Genomic DNA, 16,956 nt, shown 5'->3' with positions numbered 1-16,956 from the left:
CCTGCAGCTCGCCCATCCGCTGTGGATAACGCGCCGGGACGATGCGACATCCATCGCACCATGGAGGCATGACTGCTTTTTCCTCCGCGACCCCGTCGCGACGCCGTCCGTGGGGCGACGTGCGCTTCGTCTTGGGGATCGTGCTCATCGTGGTGTCGGTCGCCGGCGTCTGGTTCGTCGCGTCGGCGGCGCGGCACACCACTCCCGTCTACGTCGCCGCGCGCACGATCGTCCCCGGGGAAACGATCACGGATGCAGACCTGCGTCTGGTTGATGTGGCGCTGGGGGCTACGGCCGACGGGTATCTCGCTGACGGTGCGCTGGTGGGCGACACAGTGACGTTGCGCACCATCGCCGCGGGCGAGCTCGTGCCGCTGGAGGCGTTGGGCGACGCCGCGGAGGCGCGATCGACCGGCATCGTCGTGCAGAGCACCGCAGACGTCCCGGCATCCGTCGACGCGGGGAGCACCGTCGAGGTATGGTCAGCGCCCCGGGCCGAGGACGGCTCGTTCGAGGTCCCGCGCATCCTCGTGGCCGATGCCACCGTCGTCGCGGTGCTGCGTGACGACGTGATGGTCGGCGGACGGGGGCCTTCTCTCGAAATCGTCGTTCCACGCAGCGACATCCCGCTGATCCTGGGGGCGATGATGGATGAGGCCGCCATCTCGGTGGTGCCCACGAGCGGTGCTCTCGGATGAGGGCCATCCTCGCGGTCTCAGAGGGTCGCCGTTCCACGCTCGCCGACGGTCTGGCGACGGAGGGCGTGCAGATCATCGCCGCGGTCGCGCCCACCGACCCCCTCCACGCCGCGGAAGACCGGCTTCCGCCGGACGAGACGGCGGCGCTCGCAGCGGGACTTGCCGAAGCCGACGTACTCGTGATCGATCTGGATCGCACCACGGTGACCGAACATCTCGTCTCGGTGTGCGATCGCGCCGGCGTGCGCATCGTTCCCCTCGGCACCGATGTGAGGCTCAGCGCGATTCTCGGGATCGAGGCGCCGTGCGCGCACGACATCGAGCCCTGGCTGTTGGCCGAGTCGCTCAGCGGCACTCCCGGCGTCGCCGCTGAAGATCCCGGGCAACCGCGATCCGGCGGGCGCACCGTCGTGGTGTGGGGCCCGGCCGGTGCCCCCGGACGCTCGACCGTGGCCGTCGAGATCGCGGTCGAGATCGCTCGCGGCGCAGCCGGTGTCGCGCTCGTCGACGCCGACTCGCATGCACCGTCCCTCGCCCTGACGCTGGGTCTCCCGGATGAAGGTCCGGGGTTCGCCGCCGCATGTCGGCAGGCTGAGGTGGGCGGTCTCGACGCCCGTGAACTCACCCGCATCAGCATCCCTCTCGGACGCACGGGCGTCGACGTTCTCACGGGCATCAACCGTCCCTCGCGATGGCCGGAGCTGTCCGAAACACGGGTCGGTGCCGCACTGGAAGTCTGTCGCTCCTGGGTGGGGCACACCGTCGTAGACGTCGCCGCTTCGCTGGAACGAGACGAAGAGATCGTCAGTGATCTCGATGGGCCGAGAAGGAACGCCGCCACGCTGGCGGCGTTGGCTTCGGCCGATCTCGTGGTCGCAGTGACCGCGGCCGACCCTGTGGGCGTCTCGCGGTTCCTGCGACAGATGCCCGAGGTGCGCGGCGTCGTCGGAGACACACCGATCGCGGTCGTCGCGAACAGACTGCGTCCGGGTGCGCTCGGCCTCGACGCCCGCGGCCAGGTGCGCCGCACACTCGAGCGGTTCGGAGGCGTTCGCGATGTCTGGTTCGTGCCGCAGGACCCGCGTTCAGCGGATGCGGCGCTCCTGTCGGCGCGCTCGATCGCCGAGACGGCGCCGCGGTCGCCGTTCACCCACGCGATCCGCCGATTCGTCGGTGAAGCGATCCTGCCTCCGGATGTCGCACACGGTCGACGGGCCGCCTGACCGCCTACGCTGGAACCGTGTCGACCCTCAGCGATCTCGTATACGCACAAGGCCGTTCCAGCGAAGACGATGTCGAGTGGCTGCATCGCCTCGCCGGTGATGGACAGCTGCTGGCAGACCTGGCCTTCGCCGACATCGTCGTCTGGGTGCCGACCGCCGATGACTCGTTCGTCGCGATCGCACACACGCGCCCGAGCGGTGCGGCGACGCTGTTCTACCGAGACATCGTGGGCGACAGGGTCCGTCCGCAGTGGCGCACCCAGGTGCGCGACGCGTTCCTCACCGGTCGGATCGTCGACTCGGCCTCACCGGACTGGTTCGAAGAGACACCGACCCGTGTGCGTGCCGTGCCGATCATGCGTCGTGAGGCGGGCGCACATCCGCAGGCCATCGGGGTACTCACCCGCCACACGAACCTCGGCGAAGCCCGCACCCCCAGCCGCCAGCAGATCACGTTCAACGACTGCGCCGACGACCTGTTCGGCATGATCGCCTCGGGGGAGTTCCCCGACCTCGCCGCACCCACCGCGCCCCGTCGCGGCGCCCCCCGCGCCTCGGACGGTTTGGTCAGACTCGATGTCGACGGCATCACGACCTTCGCGAGTCCGAACGCGCTCTCGGCGTTCAACAGACTCGGGTTCGAGGATGAGCTCGAAGGTGAGTCGCTCGTCGAGGTCGTCACGCAGATCCTTCCGTCGAAGCGGCAATTCGACGAGTCGCTCCCCGTGGTCGTCACCGGTCGCGCGCCCTGGCGCGCCGATCTGGAAGCGCGCGGAGTGACCGTCTCGCTGCGCACGATTCCGCTCCGCGACCACGGCGCTCGAACCGGAGCGATCGTGCTCTGCCGAGACGTGACGGAGATCCGTCACCAGGAGCAGGAGCTCATCACGAAGGACGCCACGATCCGCGAGATCCATCACCGCGTCAAGAACAACCTGCAGACCGTCGCTTCGTTGTTGAGGATCCAGGCACGGCGCTCCCACTCCGAAGAAGCCCGCGATGCCCTCACCCACGCGATGCGTCGCGTCTCGGCGATCGCCGTCGTACACGACACGCTTTCGGAGGGGCTCGCGCAGAATGTCGACTTCGACGACGTCTTCGAACGCGCGCTCAAGCTCATCGCCGAGGTCGCCGCGGCGCCCAGCACGAGGGCGCGCACGCGCACGACCGGCCGTTTCGGCACGTTGCCCAGTGAGTACGCGACGCCGCTTGCGCTCGCTCTGACCGAGTTGGTGACGAACGCCGTCGAACACGGACTGGCAGGACAAGAGGGAGAGGTTGAGATCGTCGCCGATCGCACCGACGAGCAGCTTGCCGTCACCGTTCGCGACAACGGCGTCGGACTCACCGAGGGTCAGGTCGGTCGCGGGTTGGGCACGCAGATCGTCCGCACCCTCATCCAGGGAGAACTCGGCGGGTCGATCGACTGGCACACCGCCGTCGGCGCGGGGACCGAGGTGACGATCGACATTCCCCTGCGCTATCTGGGACGTGTCCGCGAGTAGCGCGTGAGCTTGCCGACGCGGGTTGCCGTGCCTGCGTGATCAGGAGGCGCGGTGCTGTCAGGAGGCGCGTCGCGCCGTGCTGTCAGGAGGCGCGTCGCGCCCGGGCCGCGCGGCGCTTGAGCGCGCGACGCTCATCCTCCGAGAGGCCACCCCACACGCCCGAGTCCTGTCCGGTCTCGAGGGCGTACTGCAGGCACACCTCGGTGACGGTGCAACGAGCGCACACCGACTTGGCCTTCTCGATCTGATCGACGGCCGGGCCGGTGTTGCCGACCGGGAAGAACAGCTCGGGGTCGACGGTCAGGCAGGCGGCTTTGTCGCGCCAATCCATGGGGGTGCTCCTTCAGGGGCTCAGGGGTCTGTGGGTGCCTTATCGGGTTCGGGTACCCTGTGTGAGTGCGAGCAGGATGCTCGCCCACGTCGCTGTGGAGCACACGGCTTCACCAATCGTCCCATAGCACATGGTGATGATCAAGAGATGTCACGTACGTTTCTGAGCGGGCTTGCTGTGCATCCGCTCCACGCCTGGCGAACTCGCACAAACGACTGCACGCGTGAACGAAGGACGATGACGGATGCCCACAAACCGATTCGACCGCCCCGCGGGGATCCTCGTCGGACTCGAGGGCGTCGGTCTCGTCGGCCTCGCCGCCTGGCAGGTGCTCGCGCTCGTTTCCGGTGACACGGGCTCACCCGTGAGTGCGATCGCGCTCATCGTCCTCACCGTCATCGGGGCCGCGGTGGTCCTTGCGTTCGCCGCCGCGATCGTCCGTGCACGCTCGTGGGGGCGCTCGGGTGGCATCGTGACGCAGCTGTTGATCCTCGCGGTGGCGTTGGGAGCGGCGACCGGGTCGTTCGCCGACGGGACGACCGCTCTCGTGATCGCCGGGCCGGCCGTCGTGGCATTGGTGGTCCTCGTCCTCGCCGTCCGTGACGCGGGACGGACGGCGGACGACGACGGCACGGTGTGAACCGCCCGGGTCAGATCCCCAGCAGGCTCCGGACGCGGGCGACGTGTCCGGTCGCGCGCACGTTGTAGAGGGCGTGGGTGATGACGCCGTCATCGATGACGAACGTCGAGCGGATCACGCCTTCGACGACCTTGCCGTAGTTCGTCTTCTCGCCCCATGCGCCGTACGCATCGTGGACAGCGTGATCGGGGTCGCTCAAGAGGTCGTAGGTGAGCGAGTCGCGCTCGCGGAAGCGGCGGAGCTTCGAGGTGTCGTCGCGGGAGATGCCGAGAATCGTGTAGCCGGCGGCCTGGAGCGGCGCGAGGCTGTCGCGGAAGTCGCACGCCTCTTTCGTGCAGCCGGGGGTCATCGCGGCCGGGTAGAAGAACACGATCGCCTTCGTGCCGGGGATATCGGTCAAGGAGACCTCAGCGTCGTCCTGGTTGACCAACGAGAAGGTGGGGGCGGGGCTGCCGGGCTCGAGTCGCGTCATGCTTCCACGATACGGCCCCGTCAACCCCGGTCGGCGAAGGTCCCGAGCAGGCGCTGAAGCGAGTCCAGCCGCCCTGCGCCCGTCGGGCCGAGGCGGCCCTGCTCGACGGCGTCGGCGATGGCGCAGTCCGGCGCATCCGGCAGGTGGGTGCATCCTCGGGGGCAGTCCTCGGCCACCGTCGCGAGATCGGTGAAAGCACGCAAGATGTTCGCGGTGTCGATGTGCCCGAGCCCGAACGAACGGACACCGGGGGTGTCGATGACCCAGCCGGCGCCCTCGGCGCCGACGTAGCGCAACGACACCGTCGAGCTCGATGTGTGGCGTCCGCGTCCGGTCACCTCGTTGACGTGCCCCGTGGCCCGACGGGCGTCGGGCACCAGCGCGTTGACGAGCGTCGACTTGCCCACACCCGAGTGCCCGACGAAGACGGTCGAGTGGCCGACGAGCGCAGCACCCACGCGCTCGGTCGGCATCTCGTCGCGCGCGCTCGTGAAGACCTCGAGATCGAGTCCGTCGAAGTGTGTCAGGAACTCCGCCGGATCGGCCAGGTCGGTCTTCGTCACGACCAGAAGGGGGCGGATGCCGGCATCCAGCGCCGCCACCAGGTAGCGATCCACGAGCCGTGCTCGCGGTTCGGGGTCGGCGGCGGCGACGACGACGAGCATCTGGTCTGCATTCGCGACGATGATGCGTTCGACCTGATCGGTGTCATCGGCGCTGCGTCGCAGGAGCGACGTGCGCTCCTCGATTCCGACGATCCGCGCGAGCGTACCCTCGGCGCCCGAGACGTCCCCGACGACGCGTGCACGGTCACCGGTGACGATCGGCGACTTGCGGAGTTCTCGGGCGCGCGTGGCCAGGACGGTGTGTTCGTCGGGACCGTCCTCGCCGATCAGGACGGTGTACCGCCCGCGATCGACGCCCAGCACCCGGGCGATGACGGCGTCGTCGTGGGCCGGACGACGCTTGGTACGCGGACGGTTCGCCTTGGGATTCGGACGCACGCGCACATCCTGCTCGTCGAACTCCGGTTCGTCGTCTTCGTTGTCCGGGGCGAGCCAGCTCACGATGCGCGGTGGGTCTCTGCGTCCGCGGTCGACCCGTCCAGCATCCGCTGCCAGATCTCGGGAAACTCGGGGATCGTCTTGGCGGTGGTTCCGATGTCGTCGACCTCCACGCCGGGCACGGCGAGTCCGATCACCGCTCCCGCCGTTGCCATGCGGTGGTCATGGTGCGCGTGCCAGACACCGCCGTGCAACGGCTTCGGGACGATGCGGATGCCGTCGTCGAGTTCGTGTGCTTCGCCGCCGAGCGCACGGAGGTTGCCGACCAGTGCCGCGATGCGGTCGGTCTCGTGGCCGCGAATGTGTCCGATGCCGTAGAGAGTGGTCGGACTGTCGGCGAACGCCGCGAGGGCGAACAGCGTCGGTGTCAACTCTCCCGCCGACGACAGGTCGAGATCGACTCCGTGGATGCCGGATCCGGCGCTGACGGTCAGGACCCCGCCGCGGCGGTGCGTGCGCCCGCCCATGAGGGTGAGGATGTCGCCCAGCATGTGACCTGGTTGGGTCGAGTGAGGAGGCCACCCGGTGACCCCTACCGATCCGCCCGCCACCATTGCGGCAGCGAGGAATGGCGCGGCGTTGGAGAGGTCGGGTTCGATCGCGACCTCTTTGCCGCGGATCGGGCCGGCCGGCACGATCCACTCGCCGATCGACGGCCGCTCGACGTGCACGCCGCGGTGTGCGAGTGCTTCGACGGTCATGTCGATGTGGGGCATGCTCGGAAGCCGTTCGCCCGAGTGGACGAGGTGCAGCCCCACGTCGAAGTGGGGCGCCGACAACAGCAAACCTGAGACGAACTGGCTCGATGCGCTCGCGTCGATCGTGACCTCGCCGCCCCGCACGTGCCCGTGACCCCGCACCGAGAACGGCAACGACCACGTCCCGCCGTCGTCGATGTCGACGCCGACGTCGCGCAGCGCGGTGATCATCGCCCCCATCGGGCGGTGAAGCGCGCTCTCATGGGCGGTCAGGACGATGTCACCGTCGGCGAACCCTCCGAGAGGGGCGGCGAATCGCATGACGGTGCCGGCCTGGCCGCAGTCGACGGTGGTGTCGCCGCGCAGGGGCCAGGTAGGCGTCACGACGATATCGTCGCCGTAATCACCGGCGCCCGGGACGAGGTCGATCTCGACGCCGAGCGCGCGCAACGCGACGATCATTCGGGCGGAGTCGTCGGAGTGAAGGGGTGCGGTGAGGCGACTGGGTCCTTCGGCGAGCGCGGAAAGAATGAGCTCTCGGTTGGTGAGGGACTTCGACCCCGGAACCGTGACCACGGCGTGCAGGTCGCCCTCGGAGATGGGCGCTCTCCAGCGTCCGCTCGTGCGTGTGGCGGAACTGAGGGAATACCCGTCGGCTGTCATCGGGTTCTACCCTACTGACCGCCTGTCGACACGGCGGGAAGACGCATCGACGGTTCTCGTCGGGATTACGGAGGAGATGTGGTGACGACCACCGAAGACACCGGCGTCGACGCGTCGTTCGCCGCCCTCATCGAGGGCTGGGACGACGCGGACGTAGAATCGACAGCGATGACCGAGAAGGTGGACGAGGCCGTTGAGGCCCGGCTCGCGCGCGAGCAGTTCGAAGAGCAGGCTTTGCCCTTCATGGACCAGCTGTATGCCGCGGCGATGCGCATGACGCGCAATCCCGCCGACGCGTCGGACCTCGTGCAGGAGACATTCGTGAAGGCGTTCGGATCGTGGCGCACGTTCACGCAGGGCACCAACCTCAAGGCGTGGCTGTACCGGATCCTGACGAACACCTACATCAACACCTATCGCAAGAAGCAGCGCGAGCCCTACCAGGGCACGATCGACGAACTCGAGGACTGGCAGCTCGGCGGAGCGGAGTCGACGACGGCGACGCGGACGCGGTCCGCCGAGGCCGAGGCGATCGACCACATGCCGGCATCCGCGGTGAAAGACGCCCTGCAGTCGATTCCGGAGGACTTCCGGCTGGCCGTCTACTTGGCCGACGTCGAGGGATTCGCCTACCAGGAGATCGCCGACATCATGAAGACCCCCATCGGCACGGTGATGAGTCGTCTCCACCGCGGTCGCCGTATGCTTCGCGACCTGCTGGCCGATTACGCACAGGAGCGCGGTATCGAGACCGCATCCGCCACAAGGAGCGAGAAATGACCGACTGCGGCTGCGAGAAGGCGCGACGGGATCTCGAGGAGTACCTGCGTCACGAGGTGTGCAAGACCGCGCACGCCGACATCGAGGAGCACCTCGACAACTGTCCGGGATGCCGCGACGAGGCGCTCGTGGCGCGCACACTGACCGACGTGGTTGCAAGGGCGTGTAAGGAGACCGCTCCCGAAGAGCTGCGCGATCGGGTGCTCGCGCGTCTGCGCGCGGCGCACACGACGGCCTGAGGCCCGACTCAGCGGGGGACGAAGACGCGCAGCGCGCGCGGCGCGACGTCGACGGTCAGCGGCAGTGTGCCGATCGGGTCACCGTCGGCGTAGGCAGTGACCCCGGGTGAGGCCAGTCGCACCGAACGCACGCGAAATGTCGAGACCTCGTCGATCCCGGTGTGCGTTCCCTTGTACACGCGCGGCAACAGCCGGAGCAGGCGCAGTCTGCCAGCAGGCCGGATGAGTGTGACATCCAGTTCGCCGTCGGCCGGATCCGCATCGGGGCAGATCGGGATGCCGCCGCCGTAGCTCGTCCCATTGCCGATCGTCGCCATCAAGAGATCACCCGTCACACGCCGGATCGTGCCGTCGACGAGAGCGAGTTCGACCTCGTAGGGCAGACCCGAGAGGGTCATGAACTCAACCAGCACGGCGAGTGTGTAGCGCGAATCGCCTCGTGGCCACCGCATCGTGTTGGCTCGATCGTTCACGCGCGAGTCGAAACCGCTGGCGAGGACGGTGGCGAAGTACGCGCGCGATCCGTCGTCGCGCGTCACCCGAGCCAGGTCGATGTCGCGCGTGGCGCCGGCCGCGACGGCGTCTGCGGCCGAGACGGGGTCGAGTTCGCGCAGCCCCAGCGTCGTCGCGAGGTCGTTCCCTGTGCCCGACGGGATGATCCCCAGCGGGATGCCGGTGCCCGCGACCTCTTGCAGGGCGAGGTTCACCGTGCCGTCACCACCGGCGACGACGACGGCCGCGGCGCCGAGCTCGATCGCGGTGCGGAGGAGTTCACTGGATTCGTGTGCGCTGCCGCCGCTGAGGATGGTCGTGCGCACACCGTGGGTACGCAGTCGTTCGGCCGCGCGCTCGGCGGCGCCGGTGTGCGCGCCTGCTCGTGCGGCGGGATTGACCAGCAGCGCGACGGTCACGCGCGCTCCGGGGACGCGGGGTCGACGAGCGCGCCCGGGTTCATGATGCCGCGGGGGTCGACCGTGTCTTTGACCGCCCGCAGGATCTGCACTCCGAGGTCTCCGATCTCCTCCGCGAGATACGGGCGGTGGTCCCGCCCGACGGCGTGGTGGTGGGTGATCGTGCCGCCGGCGGTGACGATGGCGCGGGATGCGGCATCCTTCGCCTTCGCCCATTGCGCCGCGGGGTCGGCGGTGAGCGCGGCGACGACGGTGAAGTACAGCGACGCGCCGGCGGGGTACACGTGCGAGATGTGGCACATGACGATCGGGCGGGTACCCGTCACGGCCAGGGTCTCGGCGAGCGCGGTGGTGACGGCCTGCTTGAGCGTCGTCAGGTTCGCCCACGTGGTGGCGGTTTCGAGGGTCTCGGCGAGGATTCCTGCGTCCATGAGTGTGTCGCGCAGGGCGGGTGAGGCGAATCGACCGCGTTCCCACGAGCGCGCCGGGTCTTCTCCCCGAGACTTGGCCCCGTGACGCGCGAAGACCGTCGTCACGATCGCGCGCGTCGTGTCGGCCTCGGCGGTGTCGGCCCCTTCGAAGGTCGCCACGGCCAGGCATCCGCGCAGACGCGTCAGGTGGCCGCCGAGTGTGGCGTTGACCTTCGTCTCATTCTCATCGCTCAGTCGAAGCACGGTCGGGCGGATGCCGCGCTGGGTGACCTCGCGGAACGCCGCGGCGCCGGAGGCGAAATCGGGGAACGTCCACGCTCCATATGCGGTGGCGGCGGCGACCGGCCGGATGCGGACCGTCACCTCGGTGAGGACGCCGAGGGCACCCTCCGAGCCGAGGAACAGCTCGCGCAGGTCCGGTCCCGCCGCGCTCGCGGGTGATCGGCCCAGCGCGATGTCACCGGCGGGTGTGGCGACGCGGAGCGCATGGACGAGGTCGTCGAACCGGCCGTAGCCGCGGGAGGCCTGGCCGCTCGAGCGGGTCGCGGCGAACCCTCCGAGCGAGGCATAGAGGAAGCTCTGCGGAAAGTGGCCGAGAGTGAACCCGTGTGCGGCCAGCATCTGCTCCGCTTGGGGGCCGGTCGTTCCTGCGCCGAAGCGGGCCAGGAGCGAGATCTCATCGATGTCCCACAGCGCGGCCGTGCGCGTGAGGTCGAGGGCGATGACGCGCGTGTGGGCGCCGGGATCGGGATCGACGCCGCCGACGACCGACGTGCCGCCTCCGAACGGGACGACCGCGATGCCGCGGTGGTCGCAGACCCGCAACACGGCGGCGACGTCGTCATGTGAGGCGGGGGAGACGACGGCGTCGGGCGCGGTCTGGACACCCATCGATCGACGTCGCAGCAGATCGGGCGTGCTCTTGCCGCCGAGATGCCACATTCTGATGTCGTCCTCGCGGGTCACGTGCGCGTGTCCGACCGCCGCTGCCAGCGCGGTGACGTCGTCGGCGGTGAGCCTGCTCGGAGTGAGGTGGGGGCGTGTGACGCGCGCGACGGGGTGGGGTTTGCCGGGGATCAGCGTCGAGATCAGTGCCCGCGCGGCCCCAGGAAGAGACGCCGGCTCGGTGCCCCAGGCATCCCAGTCTGAGCGCGATCGCGGCTCGGGGATCTCGAGGGGCTCGGGTGCGGGCGTCGTCGCCGGCGGCATCGCAGACATGGCGACAGTATGACACATTCTGTATGTTTGTCACATGGCTGACGAGTCCTCCCTGACGGCGAACGCGATCCTCGACGCGGCGCGCGCTGAAGTGCTCTCGCACGGCATCCGCCGAACCACTGCTTCCGACATCGCGCGGCACGCGGACGTGTCGCGTCAGACCCTGTATCGGTACTGGCCCGACGCCCAGGCGATCTTCGCCGCCCTCATCACCCGCGAGCTCATCGCCACGCTGCCCGTCTCGGCGCCGCGGGCGGGGTCGCTCGATCAGCTCGTCGCAATGCTCGTCGACACCACCGACGGGATTCGCCGTATGCCGCTCGTCGATCGGTTGCGCACGACAGATCCCGAACTCTTCGCGCGATACGTCTTCGAACGGCTCGGCACGAGTCAGCGCGCGATCCTGGGAGACCTGACACGACGCATCGCCGAAGGACAGGATGACGGGTTCGTGCGCGCCGCTCATCCCGAACGGCTGGCGGCGGTGGTGTTGCTCGCGATGCAGTCGGTCGTGCAGTCCGCGCCCCTCGTCTCCGAGTGGATCGAGGACGATGCGTGGCGCGACGAGCTGTCGGTGCTGCTCAGCGGCTACCTGGGGGAGCGGTGACCGGCCCGCAGGAGTTCGGGACGGCGCTGAACGCCGCCCGGCGCAGCCGTGAACTGGACGTCGTCTCCACCGTCGCCGACGTCGACGTGCTCGTGATCGGGGGAGGGATCACCGGGGTCGGTCTCGCCCTCGACGCGGCCTCGCGCGGGCTGCGCACCGTTCTCGTCGAGCGGCGCGACCTCGCGTACGGGACGAGCCGCTGGAGCTCGAAGCTCACGCACGGCGGCCTGCGCTATCTCGCATCGGGTCAGTTCGCGATCGCTCACGAGAGCGCCGCCGAGCGGCACCTGCTCATGACGCGGATCGCACCGCACCTGACCCGGCCTCTCGCGCAGGTCATGCCGCTCTACCGCCCCGGCCACGTCAGGCGGGGCGCATACGTCGGCGCCGGCTACCTGCTCGGCGACGCGTTGCGTCGCGTGGTGCGCACACCCTCGGGACTCCTCCGCGCCCCCGGCGCCCTTGGTCGCGACGAGACCTCCCGGCTCCTCCCGGCGCTTCGCGACGACGACCTCGCCGGTGCCGTCCGAGGCTGGGACGGGCAGGTGATCGACGATGCCCGCCTGGTCACGGCGGTTGCCCGGACCGCCGCAGGGCACGGGGCGGCGATCCTCACGCGGTGCGCGGCGGTGGCCGTGGCCGGAGAGGCGGCGACGTTGCGTGACGAAGCGACGGGCCGGGAGTTCGGGATCCGGGCGCGTGCGATCATCTCGGCCGCCGGTGTGTGGGCGGGCGAGCTCTCCGAGGGCGTGCACCTCACGCCCAGTCGGGGGACCCACCTCGTCGTCGACACGGTACGCCTCGGCGGTGCGGACGTCTCGCTCACGGTGCCGATCCCGGGCTCCTCCAGTCGCTTCGTCTTCACCGTGCCCGCCCCGCACGGGCGCACCTACATCGGACTGACCGATGTTCCCACCGAGGGAGAGATCCCCGAGGTGCCGGTGGCGACCGACCCCGAAATCGACATGCTTCTGAACACCGTCAACCAGGTGCTCCATACCCCCCTCACCCGCGACGACGTACGCGGCACGTTCGCCGGCCTCCGGCCGCTGCTCCAAGGCGTCGGTTCGGGGGAGACCAGCGACCTGTCGCGGCAGCACGCCGTCATCGAGTCCGACAACGGCGTTCTCAACGTCGTCGGGGGCAAGCTCACGACCTATCGCCGCATGGCTGAAGACGGGATCGACGAAGCGGTGCGTCGGCGCTTCGCGCCGGGTAGCGTCGCGCCGTCACGCACCCGCACGCTGCCGCTGGTCGGGGCGGCGACGCGCCGTGAGTTGGCGACGGTGCCGGCACCCGCCCGATTCGTTCGGCGATTCGGGATCGAAGCTCCCCGTGTCGCCGCCCTCTCCGCGGGCGCGACGGCGTCGCGGGGGGTCTCCGCGCAGGAGCTCGAATGGGGGGTGGTCGCCGAAGGCGCCCTCACGATCGACGACCTCCTCGAGCGGCGTACGCGGCTCGGGCTCGTCGCGGCCGAAGCCGATGAGTCTCGGGATGCGGCGGCCGCCGCGTTCGCGCGCGCCGGCGTCGTTCCCCTCGACGTCTGAGCTCCCGTGCGGCGACGCATGAAGGCCGCCCCTCGGGGCGGCCTTCATGTCACGTGCGGGTCAATCCGTCGACGTCGCCGCCTGGATGATCGCCGTCTGTTCGAGCGCGTGCACCTTCGGCGACCCCGTCGCCGTCGAGGCCGCAGCCGAACGCGAGATTCGGCGGATCGTACGACCGTGCAGGTGCTTGACGACCTCGAGCGCGATGAACGGCCAGGCGCCCTGGTTCTCGGGCTCGTCCTGCACCCACACCAGCTCGGCGTTCGGGTAGGTCTCGATGATGGCGTTGAGCTCGTTGATCGGTGCGGGGTAGAACTGCTCCACGCGCACCAGGGCGACCTTGTCGTTCGGGTTCTTGTCGAGCTCGGACCGCAGATCCCAGTGGATCTTGCCCGAGTGCAGCAGCACCCGCGTCACGGCGCTCTTGTCGATGCCGCGGTCGTCGTCGAGAACGGGCTCGAAACGACCGGACGTGAAGTCCTCGACCGCGCTCGAGGCCCCGCGCAGTCGCAGCATCGCCTTCGGCGTGAACACGACCAGGGGGCGGCGTGGGCGGGCATACGCCTGACGGCGCAACAGGTGGAAGTACGACGCGGGGGTCGACGGACGGGCGACCGTCATGTTCTCTTGCGCGCACATCTGCAGGTAGCGCTCGATGCGCGCGGAGGAGTGGTCGGGTCCCTGCCCCTCATATCCGTGCGGCAGCAACAGCACGACGCTCGACTGCTGACCCCACTTCTGATCGGCCGACGACAGGTACTCGTCGACAACCGACTGGGCGCCGTTCGCGAAGTCGCCGAACTGCGCCTCCCAGAGCACGAGCGCATCTGGGCGCTCCACCGAGTATCCGTACTCGAACGCCATCGCGGCGTACTCGCTCAGCAGGGAGTCATAGACCCAGAAACGTCCCTGATCCTCGCTCAGGTTCGTCAGCGGAATCCACTCCTGGCCGTTCGAGCGGTCGTGGAGCACCGAGTGGCGCTGCACGAACGTTCCGCGGCGGGAGTCCTGACCAACCAGGCGCACGTTCGTCTTCTCGAGCAGAAGCGAGCCGAAGGCGAGCAACTCGGCGAAGGCCCAGTCGATCGATCCGTTGCGACTCATGTCCAGGCGCTTGTCGAGCAACTGCTGCAGCTTCGTGTGCACCGTGAAGCCCTCGGGCTTGTTCACGAACGTGTCGCCGATGAGGTTCACGACGTCGCTCGAGACACCGGTGGTTTCGGGCTCGCCGGCCGGGGCGGGATCATCCGCATCCGACACGATCGCCGTCGCACCCGTCTCGGCCTCGTGGGTCTCGGTGAAGGCGATCTCCAGACGCCGCTGGAAATCCTGCTTCGCCTTCTCGTACTCCTCTTCGGTGATGTCACCGCGGCCGACGAGCGATTCCGTGTAGAGGCGACGCACCGAACGCTTCGCTTCAATGAGGTTCGTCATCAATGGCTGTGTCATCGAGGGGTCATCGCCCTCGTTGTGACCGCGGCGGCGGTAGCAGACGAGATCGATCACGATGTCGCGGTGGAATCGCTCTCTGTACGCGAACGCGAGTTGCGCGACACGGTTGACGGCCTCGGGGTCGTCGCCGTTGACATGGAGAACCGGCGCCTGGATCGTCTTGGCGACGTCGGTGGCGTACACCGAGGTGCGGGCATCCTGGGGCGTCGTGGTGAAACCGACCTGGTTGTTGACGACGACGTGCACCGTGCCGCCGGTGCGGTATCCGCGCAGTTGCGACATCTGCAGCGTCTCGACGACGACACCCTGGCCCGCGAACGCGGCATCGCCGTGGACGAGGATCGGCAACCACGAGAACGTGCCGATGGGTTTGCGATCCTGCTTGGCACGCACGATTCCCTCGAGCACGGCATCCACCGTCTCGAGGTGCGACGGGTTGGCGGCGAGGTAGACCGGAAGCTCTGCGTCATCGTCGGCGACGAAGGTCCCCTCGGTGCCGAGGTGGTACTTCACGTCGCCCGACCCACTCTTCGAACCGATCGCGACCGACCCCTCGAACTCGCGGAACACCTGACCGTAGGTCTTGCCGGCGATGTTGGTGAGCACGTTCAGGCGACCACGGTGTGCCATACCGATCGCGGCACCATCCATCCCCGCCTCCGCAGCACCCTGCAGGATCTCGTCGAGGAGGGGAATCAGCGACTCGCCGCCTTCGAGGCTGAAGCGCTTCTGACCGACGTACTTGGTCTGCAAGAACGTCTCGAACGCCTCGGCCTGGTTCAGGCGGTCGAGGATGCGCATCTGCTCGTCGTGGCCGGGCTTTTGGTACTTGACCTCGACGTTCTGCTGGAACCAGGCGCGCTGCTCCGGATCCTGGATGTGCATGTACTCCAGGCCGATCGTGCGGCAGTAGGAGTCACGTAGCACGCCGAGAACATCGCGCAGCTTCATCTGACGCTTGCCGCCGAACCCACCCGTGACGAACTCGCGGTCCAGATCCCAGAACGTCAGCCCGTGGCTTTCGATCTCGAGGTCGGGGTGCGTCCGCTGCATGTATTCCAGCGGGTCGATGTCGGCCATGAGGTGGCCGCGGACGCGGAACGAGTTGATGAGCTCCTGAACACGGGCCTGCTTGTCGACCCGCTCGGCGAGGTCGACGTTGATGTCGTTGGCCCAGTGGATCGGGGCGTAGGGGATGCGCAGCGCCGCGAAGATCTCCTCGTAGAACCCGCGCTGCCCGATGAGCAACTCGTGCACCTTCTTGAGGAATTCGCCCGAGCCCGCGCCCTGGATGACCCGGTGGTCGTAGGTGCTGGTCAGCGTGATGGTCTTGCCGATGCCGAGCTCGACGAGGGTCTTCTCGCTCGACCCCTGGAACTCGGCCGGATACTCCAGGGCGCCGGCGCCGACGATGCAGCCCTGGCCCTTCATCAGACGGGGAACCGAGTGCACGGTGCCGATTCCGCCGGGGTTCGTCAACGAGATCGTCGTGCCCTGGAAATCGGATGCGGTGAGCTTGTTGCCGCGCGCACGCTTGACCAGGTCTTCGTACGAGGCGAGGTACTCGTTGAACGTCAACGCGTCGGCGCGCTTGATGCTCGGGACGAGCAGTGCGCGGGTGCCGTCGGGCTTGGGGAGGTCGATCGCGATGCCCAGGTTGATGTGGGCGGGGGCGACGACCGACGGCTTACCGTCGACCTCGGCATAGAACACGTTCTGGCTCGGGAACTCCTTCAGCGCCCGGATGATCGCCCATCCGATGAGGTGGGTGAAGCTGACCTTGCCACCGCGCGTGCGTGACATGTGGTTGTTGATCACGATCCGGTTGTCGATCATGAGCTTCGCCGGCACCGTGCGCACGCTCGTCGCCGTGGGGACGGTCAGCGACTCGTCCATGTTCGCCGCAAGGGTCTTCGGCAGGCCACGCAACGGGGTGACCTTGTCCTCTTCGGTGGATTCCTCAGGATTCGAGGGCACCGCCGCGGGCGCCTGAGCCGGAATCGGCTGGGCCGCCGCCGGACGTGCCGTGGTCTTGGCGACCGGTTGCGCACCGATCACGGGCACGGGTGCCGTCACCGGGTGGGCGCCGTTCGTCGCGGCGTCGGATGCGGCATCCGCTGAGCGGGTCGCTTGCGGGGCGGGAGCGGCATCCGCCTTCTTCTCGCCGGAGGCGCCGGCGGGGCGATAGGCCTCGAGAATGGGCCACCACTCCTTGTCGACGGAGTTTCGATCGACGATGAACTGCTGATACAGCTCCTCGACGAGCCACTCGTTCGCTCCGAACTCTCCTTCGCTCGAAACTCCGAGGCCCGTCACCTGGCTCGACACTCGCGATCGCCTGCTTTCATCGATGAAGAAATGAGGTGCGCACGGCCCGCGGTCAGCGCCCGCACACGGCTTACAAGCGTAACCCAGTCCACGGCCACAAGTCAGGGCCGCGCGGTGAGCCGGAGGGAACGATCAGGCATCGGTTCCCT

15 protein-coding genes are annotated in these 16,956 nt (G+C 68.6%); 8 read left to right on the top strand and 7 right to left on the bottom strand.

The genetic code is table 11. The annotated features are described in order from the left end of the window. The first annotated feature begins 68 nt into the window (after nt 1-68). Genes ACFQZV_RS12180 through ACFQZV_RS12170 form a run of 3 tightly spaced genes read left to right on the top strand, consistent with a single transcriptional unit; the run spans nt 69 to nt 3,426 of the window. Nucleotides 69-698 carry an SAF domain-containing protein gene (locus ACFQZV_RS12180; RefSeq protein ID WP_378753063.1) on the top strand — a complete coding sequence of 210 codons (630 nt, stop codon included), beginning with the start codon at nt 69-71 and terminating at the stop codon, nt 696-698. Then, on the top strand, nt 695-1,921 hold the full coding sequence (locus tag ACFQZV_RS12175) for an AAA family ATPase (RefSeq protein ID WP_378753065.1): 1,227 nt from the start codon (nt 695-697) through the stop codon (nt 1,919-1,921). Before ACFQZV_RS12180 ends, ACFQZV_RS12175 begins: the two co-directional genes overlap by 4 nt. Nucleotides 1,922-1,938: 17 nt before the next feature. Beyond that, a complete protein-coding gene (locus ACFQZV_RS12170) occupies nt 1,939-3,426 on the top strand; it encodes a sensor histidine kinase (protein ID WP_378753067.1) in 1,488 nt (495 codons plus the stop codon). A gap of 82 nt (nt 3,427-3,508) precedes the next feature. Here ACFQZV_RS12170 and ACFQZV_RS12165 read toward each other — a convergent pair whose 3' ends face one another. Beyond that, on the bottom strand, nt 3,509-3,757 hold the full coding sequence (locus ACFQZV_RS12165) for a WhiB family transcriptional regulator (RefSeq protein WP_005048317.1): 249 nt from the start codon (nt 3,755-3,757) through the stop codon (nt 3,509-3,511). Between the two features lie 244 nt (nt 3,758-4,001). On the opposite strand from ACFQZV_RS12165, the gene ACFQZV_RS12160 reads away from it, so the two are divergent. Next, the gene (locus ACFQZV_RS12160; RefSeq protein ID WP_378753069.1) at nt 4,002-4,397 is read left to right on the top strand and encodes a histidine kinase; all 396 of its coding nucleotides are present in this window, start codon (nt 4,002-4,004) and stop codon (nt 4,395-4,397) included. 10 nt (nt 4,398-4,407) lie between these two features. On the opposite strand, the gene bcp is transcribed toward ACFQZV_RS12160, so the two are convergent. Genes bcp through aroA form a run of 3 tightly spaced genes read right to left on the bottom strand, consistent with a single transcriptional unit; the run spans nt 4,408 to nt 7,294 of the window. Then, a complete protein-coding gene (gene bcp, locus ACFQZV_RS12155) occupies nt 4,408-4,869 on the bottom strand; it encodes a thioredoxin-dependent thiol peroxidase (protein ID WP_378753071.1) in 462 nt (153 codons plus the stop codon). A 20-nt stretch (nt 4,870-4,889) separates the two neighbouring features. Beyond that, nucleotides 4,890-5,936: a ribosome small subunit-dependent GTPase A gene (gene rsgA / locus ACFQZV_RS12150; protein WP_378753073.1), complete on the bottom strand. Its 1,047-nt coding sequence runs from the start codon at nt 5,934-5,936 to the stop codon at nt 4,890-4,892. Beyond that, nucleotides 5,933-7,294, bottom strand: coding sequence for a 3-phosphoshikimate 1-carboxyvinyltransferase (gene aroA, locus ACFQZV_RS12145; protein WP_378753075.1), 1,362 nt, complete (start codon nt 7,292-7,294; stop codon nt 5,933-5,935). The genes rsgA and aroA overlap by 4 nt, the downstream gene beginning before the upstream one ends. A 168-nt stretch (nt 7,295-7,462) precedes the next feature. Between aroA and ACFQZV_RS12140 the strand changes: the two genes are divergently transcribed. After that, a complete protein-coding gene (locus ACFQZV_RS12140) occupies nt 7,463-8,074 on the top strand; it encodes a sigma-70 family RNA polymerase sigma factor (RefSeq protein ID WP_378753175.1) in 612 nt (203 codons plus the stop codon). Further along, nucleotides 8,071-8,313: a zf-HC2 domain-containing protein gene (locus ACFQZV_RS12135; protein ID WP_378753077.1), complete on the top strand. Its 243-nt coding sequence runs from the start codon at nt 8,071-8,073 to the stop codon at nt 8,311-8,313. The genes ACFQZV_RS12140 and ACFQZV_RS12135 overlap by 4 nt, the downstream gene beginning before the upstream one ends. Nucleotides 8,314-8,321: 8 nt before the next feature. On the opposite strand, the gene ACFQZV_RS12130 is transcribed toward ACFQZV_RS12135, so the two are convergent. Beyond that, nucleotides 8,322-9,224, bottom strand: a complete 903-nt coding sequence (locus ACFQZV_RS12130) for a diacylglycerol kinase (RefSeq protein WP_378753079.1) — start codon at nt 9,222-9,224, stop codon at nt 8,322-8,324. Then, nucleotides 9,221-10,873, bottom strand: a complete 1,653-nt coding sequence (locus tag ACFQZV_RS12125; protein WP_378753081.1) for an FAD-binding oxidoreductase — start codon at nt 10,871-10,873, stop codon at nt 9,221-9,223. Before ACFQZV_RS12125 ends, ACFQZV_RS12130 begins: the two co-directional genes overlap by 4 nt. Before the next feature lie 34 nt (nt 10,874-10,907). Here ACFQZV_RS12125 and ACFQZV_RS12120 point away from each other — a divergent pair, with 34 nt between their 5' ends. Continuing rightward, a complete protein-coding gene (locus tag ACFQZV_RS12120) occupies nt 10,908-11,480 on the top strand; it encodes a TetR/AcrR family transcriptional regulator (RefSeq protein WP_378753083.1) in 573 nt (190 codons plus the stop codon). Further along, on the top strand, nt 11,477-13,027 hold the full coding sequence (locus tag ACFQZV_RS12115) for a glycerol-3-phosphate dehydrogenase/oxidase (protein WP_378753085.1): 1,551 nt from the start codon (nt 11,477-11,479) through the stop codon (nt 13,025-13,027). The genes ACFQZV_RS12120 and ACFQZV_RS12115 overlap by 4 nt, the downstream gene beginning before the upstream one ends. Before the next feature lie 60 nt (nt 13,028-13,087). On the opposite strand, the gene ACFQZV_RS12110 is transcribed toward ACFQZV_RS12115, so the two are convergent. Then, a complete protein-coding gene (locus tag ACFQZV_RS12110) occupies nt 13,088-16,807 on the bottom strand; it encodes a multifunctional oxoglutarate decarboxylase/oxoglutarate dehydrogenase thiamine pyrophosphate-binding subunit/dihydrolipoyllysine-residue succinyltransferase subunit (RefSeq protein WP_378753087.1) in 3,720 nt (1,239 codons plus the stop codon). Nucleotides 16,808-16,956: the final 149 nt, after the last annotated feature.

The organism is Microbacterium koreense (assembly GCF_042677105.1).
Lineage (GTDB): Bacteria > Actinomycetota > Actinomycetes > Actinomycetales > Microbacteriaceae > Microbacterium > Microbacterium koreense.
The sequence above is the reverse complement of the archived record's forward strand: the minus strand, read 5'-3'. Positions and strand labels throughout refer to the sequence as shown.

What these genes read in the sequence shown, in the direction of transcription:
- bcp (WP_378753071.1), bottom strand. Translation starts at nt 4,869, where the DNA reads ATGACGCGACTCGAGCCCGGCAGCCCCGCCCCCACCTTCTCGTTGGTC.
- aroA (WP_378753075.1), bottom strand. Translation starts at nt 7,294, where the DNA reads ATGACAGCCGACGGGTATTCCCTCAGTTCCGCCACACGCACGAGCGGA.
- ACFQZV_RS12165 (WP_005048317.1), bottom strand. Translation starts at nt 3,757, where the DNA reads ATGGATTGGCGCGACAAAGCCGCCTGCCTGACCGTCGACCCCGAGCTG.
- ACFQZV_RS12135 (WP_378753077.1), top strand. Translation starts at nt 8,071, where the DNA reads ATGACCGACTGCGGCTGCGAGAAGGCGCGACGGGATCTCGAGGAGTAC.
- ACFQZV_RS12180 (WP_378753063.1), top strand. Translation starts at nt 69, where the DNA reads ATGACTGCTTTTTCCTCCGCGACCCCGTCGCGACGCCGTCCGTGGGGC.
- ACFQZV_RS12120 (WP_378753083.1), top strand. Translation starts at nt 10,908, where the DNA reads ATGGCTGACGAGTCCTCCCTGACGGCGAACGCGATCCTCGACGCGGCG.
- ACFQZV_RS12125 (WP_378753081.1), bottom strand. Translation starts at nt 10,873, where the DNA reads ATGTCTGCGATGCCGCCGGCGACGACGCCCGCACCCGAGCCCCTCGAG.
- ACFQZV_RS12140 (WP_378753175.1), top strand. Translation starts at nt 7,463, where the DNA reads ATGACCGAGAAGGTGGACGAGGCCGTTGAGGCCCGGCTCGCGCGCGAG.
- ACFQZV_RS12175 (WP_378753065.1), top strand. Translation starts at nt 695, where the DNA reads ATGAGGGCCATCCTCGCGGTCTCAGAGGGTCGCCGTTCCACGCTCGCC.
- ACFQZV_RS12160 (WP_378753069.1), top strand. Translation starts at nt 4,002, where the DNA reads ATGCCCACAAACCGATTCGACCGCCCCGCGGGGATCCTCGTCGGACTC.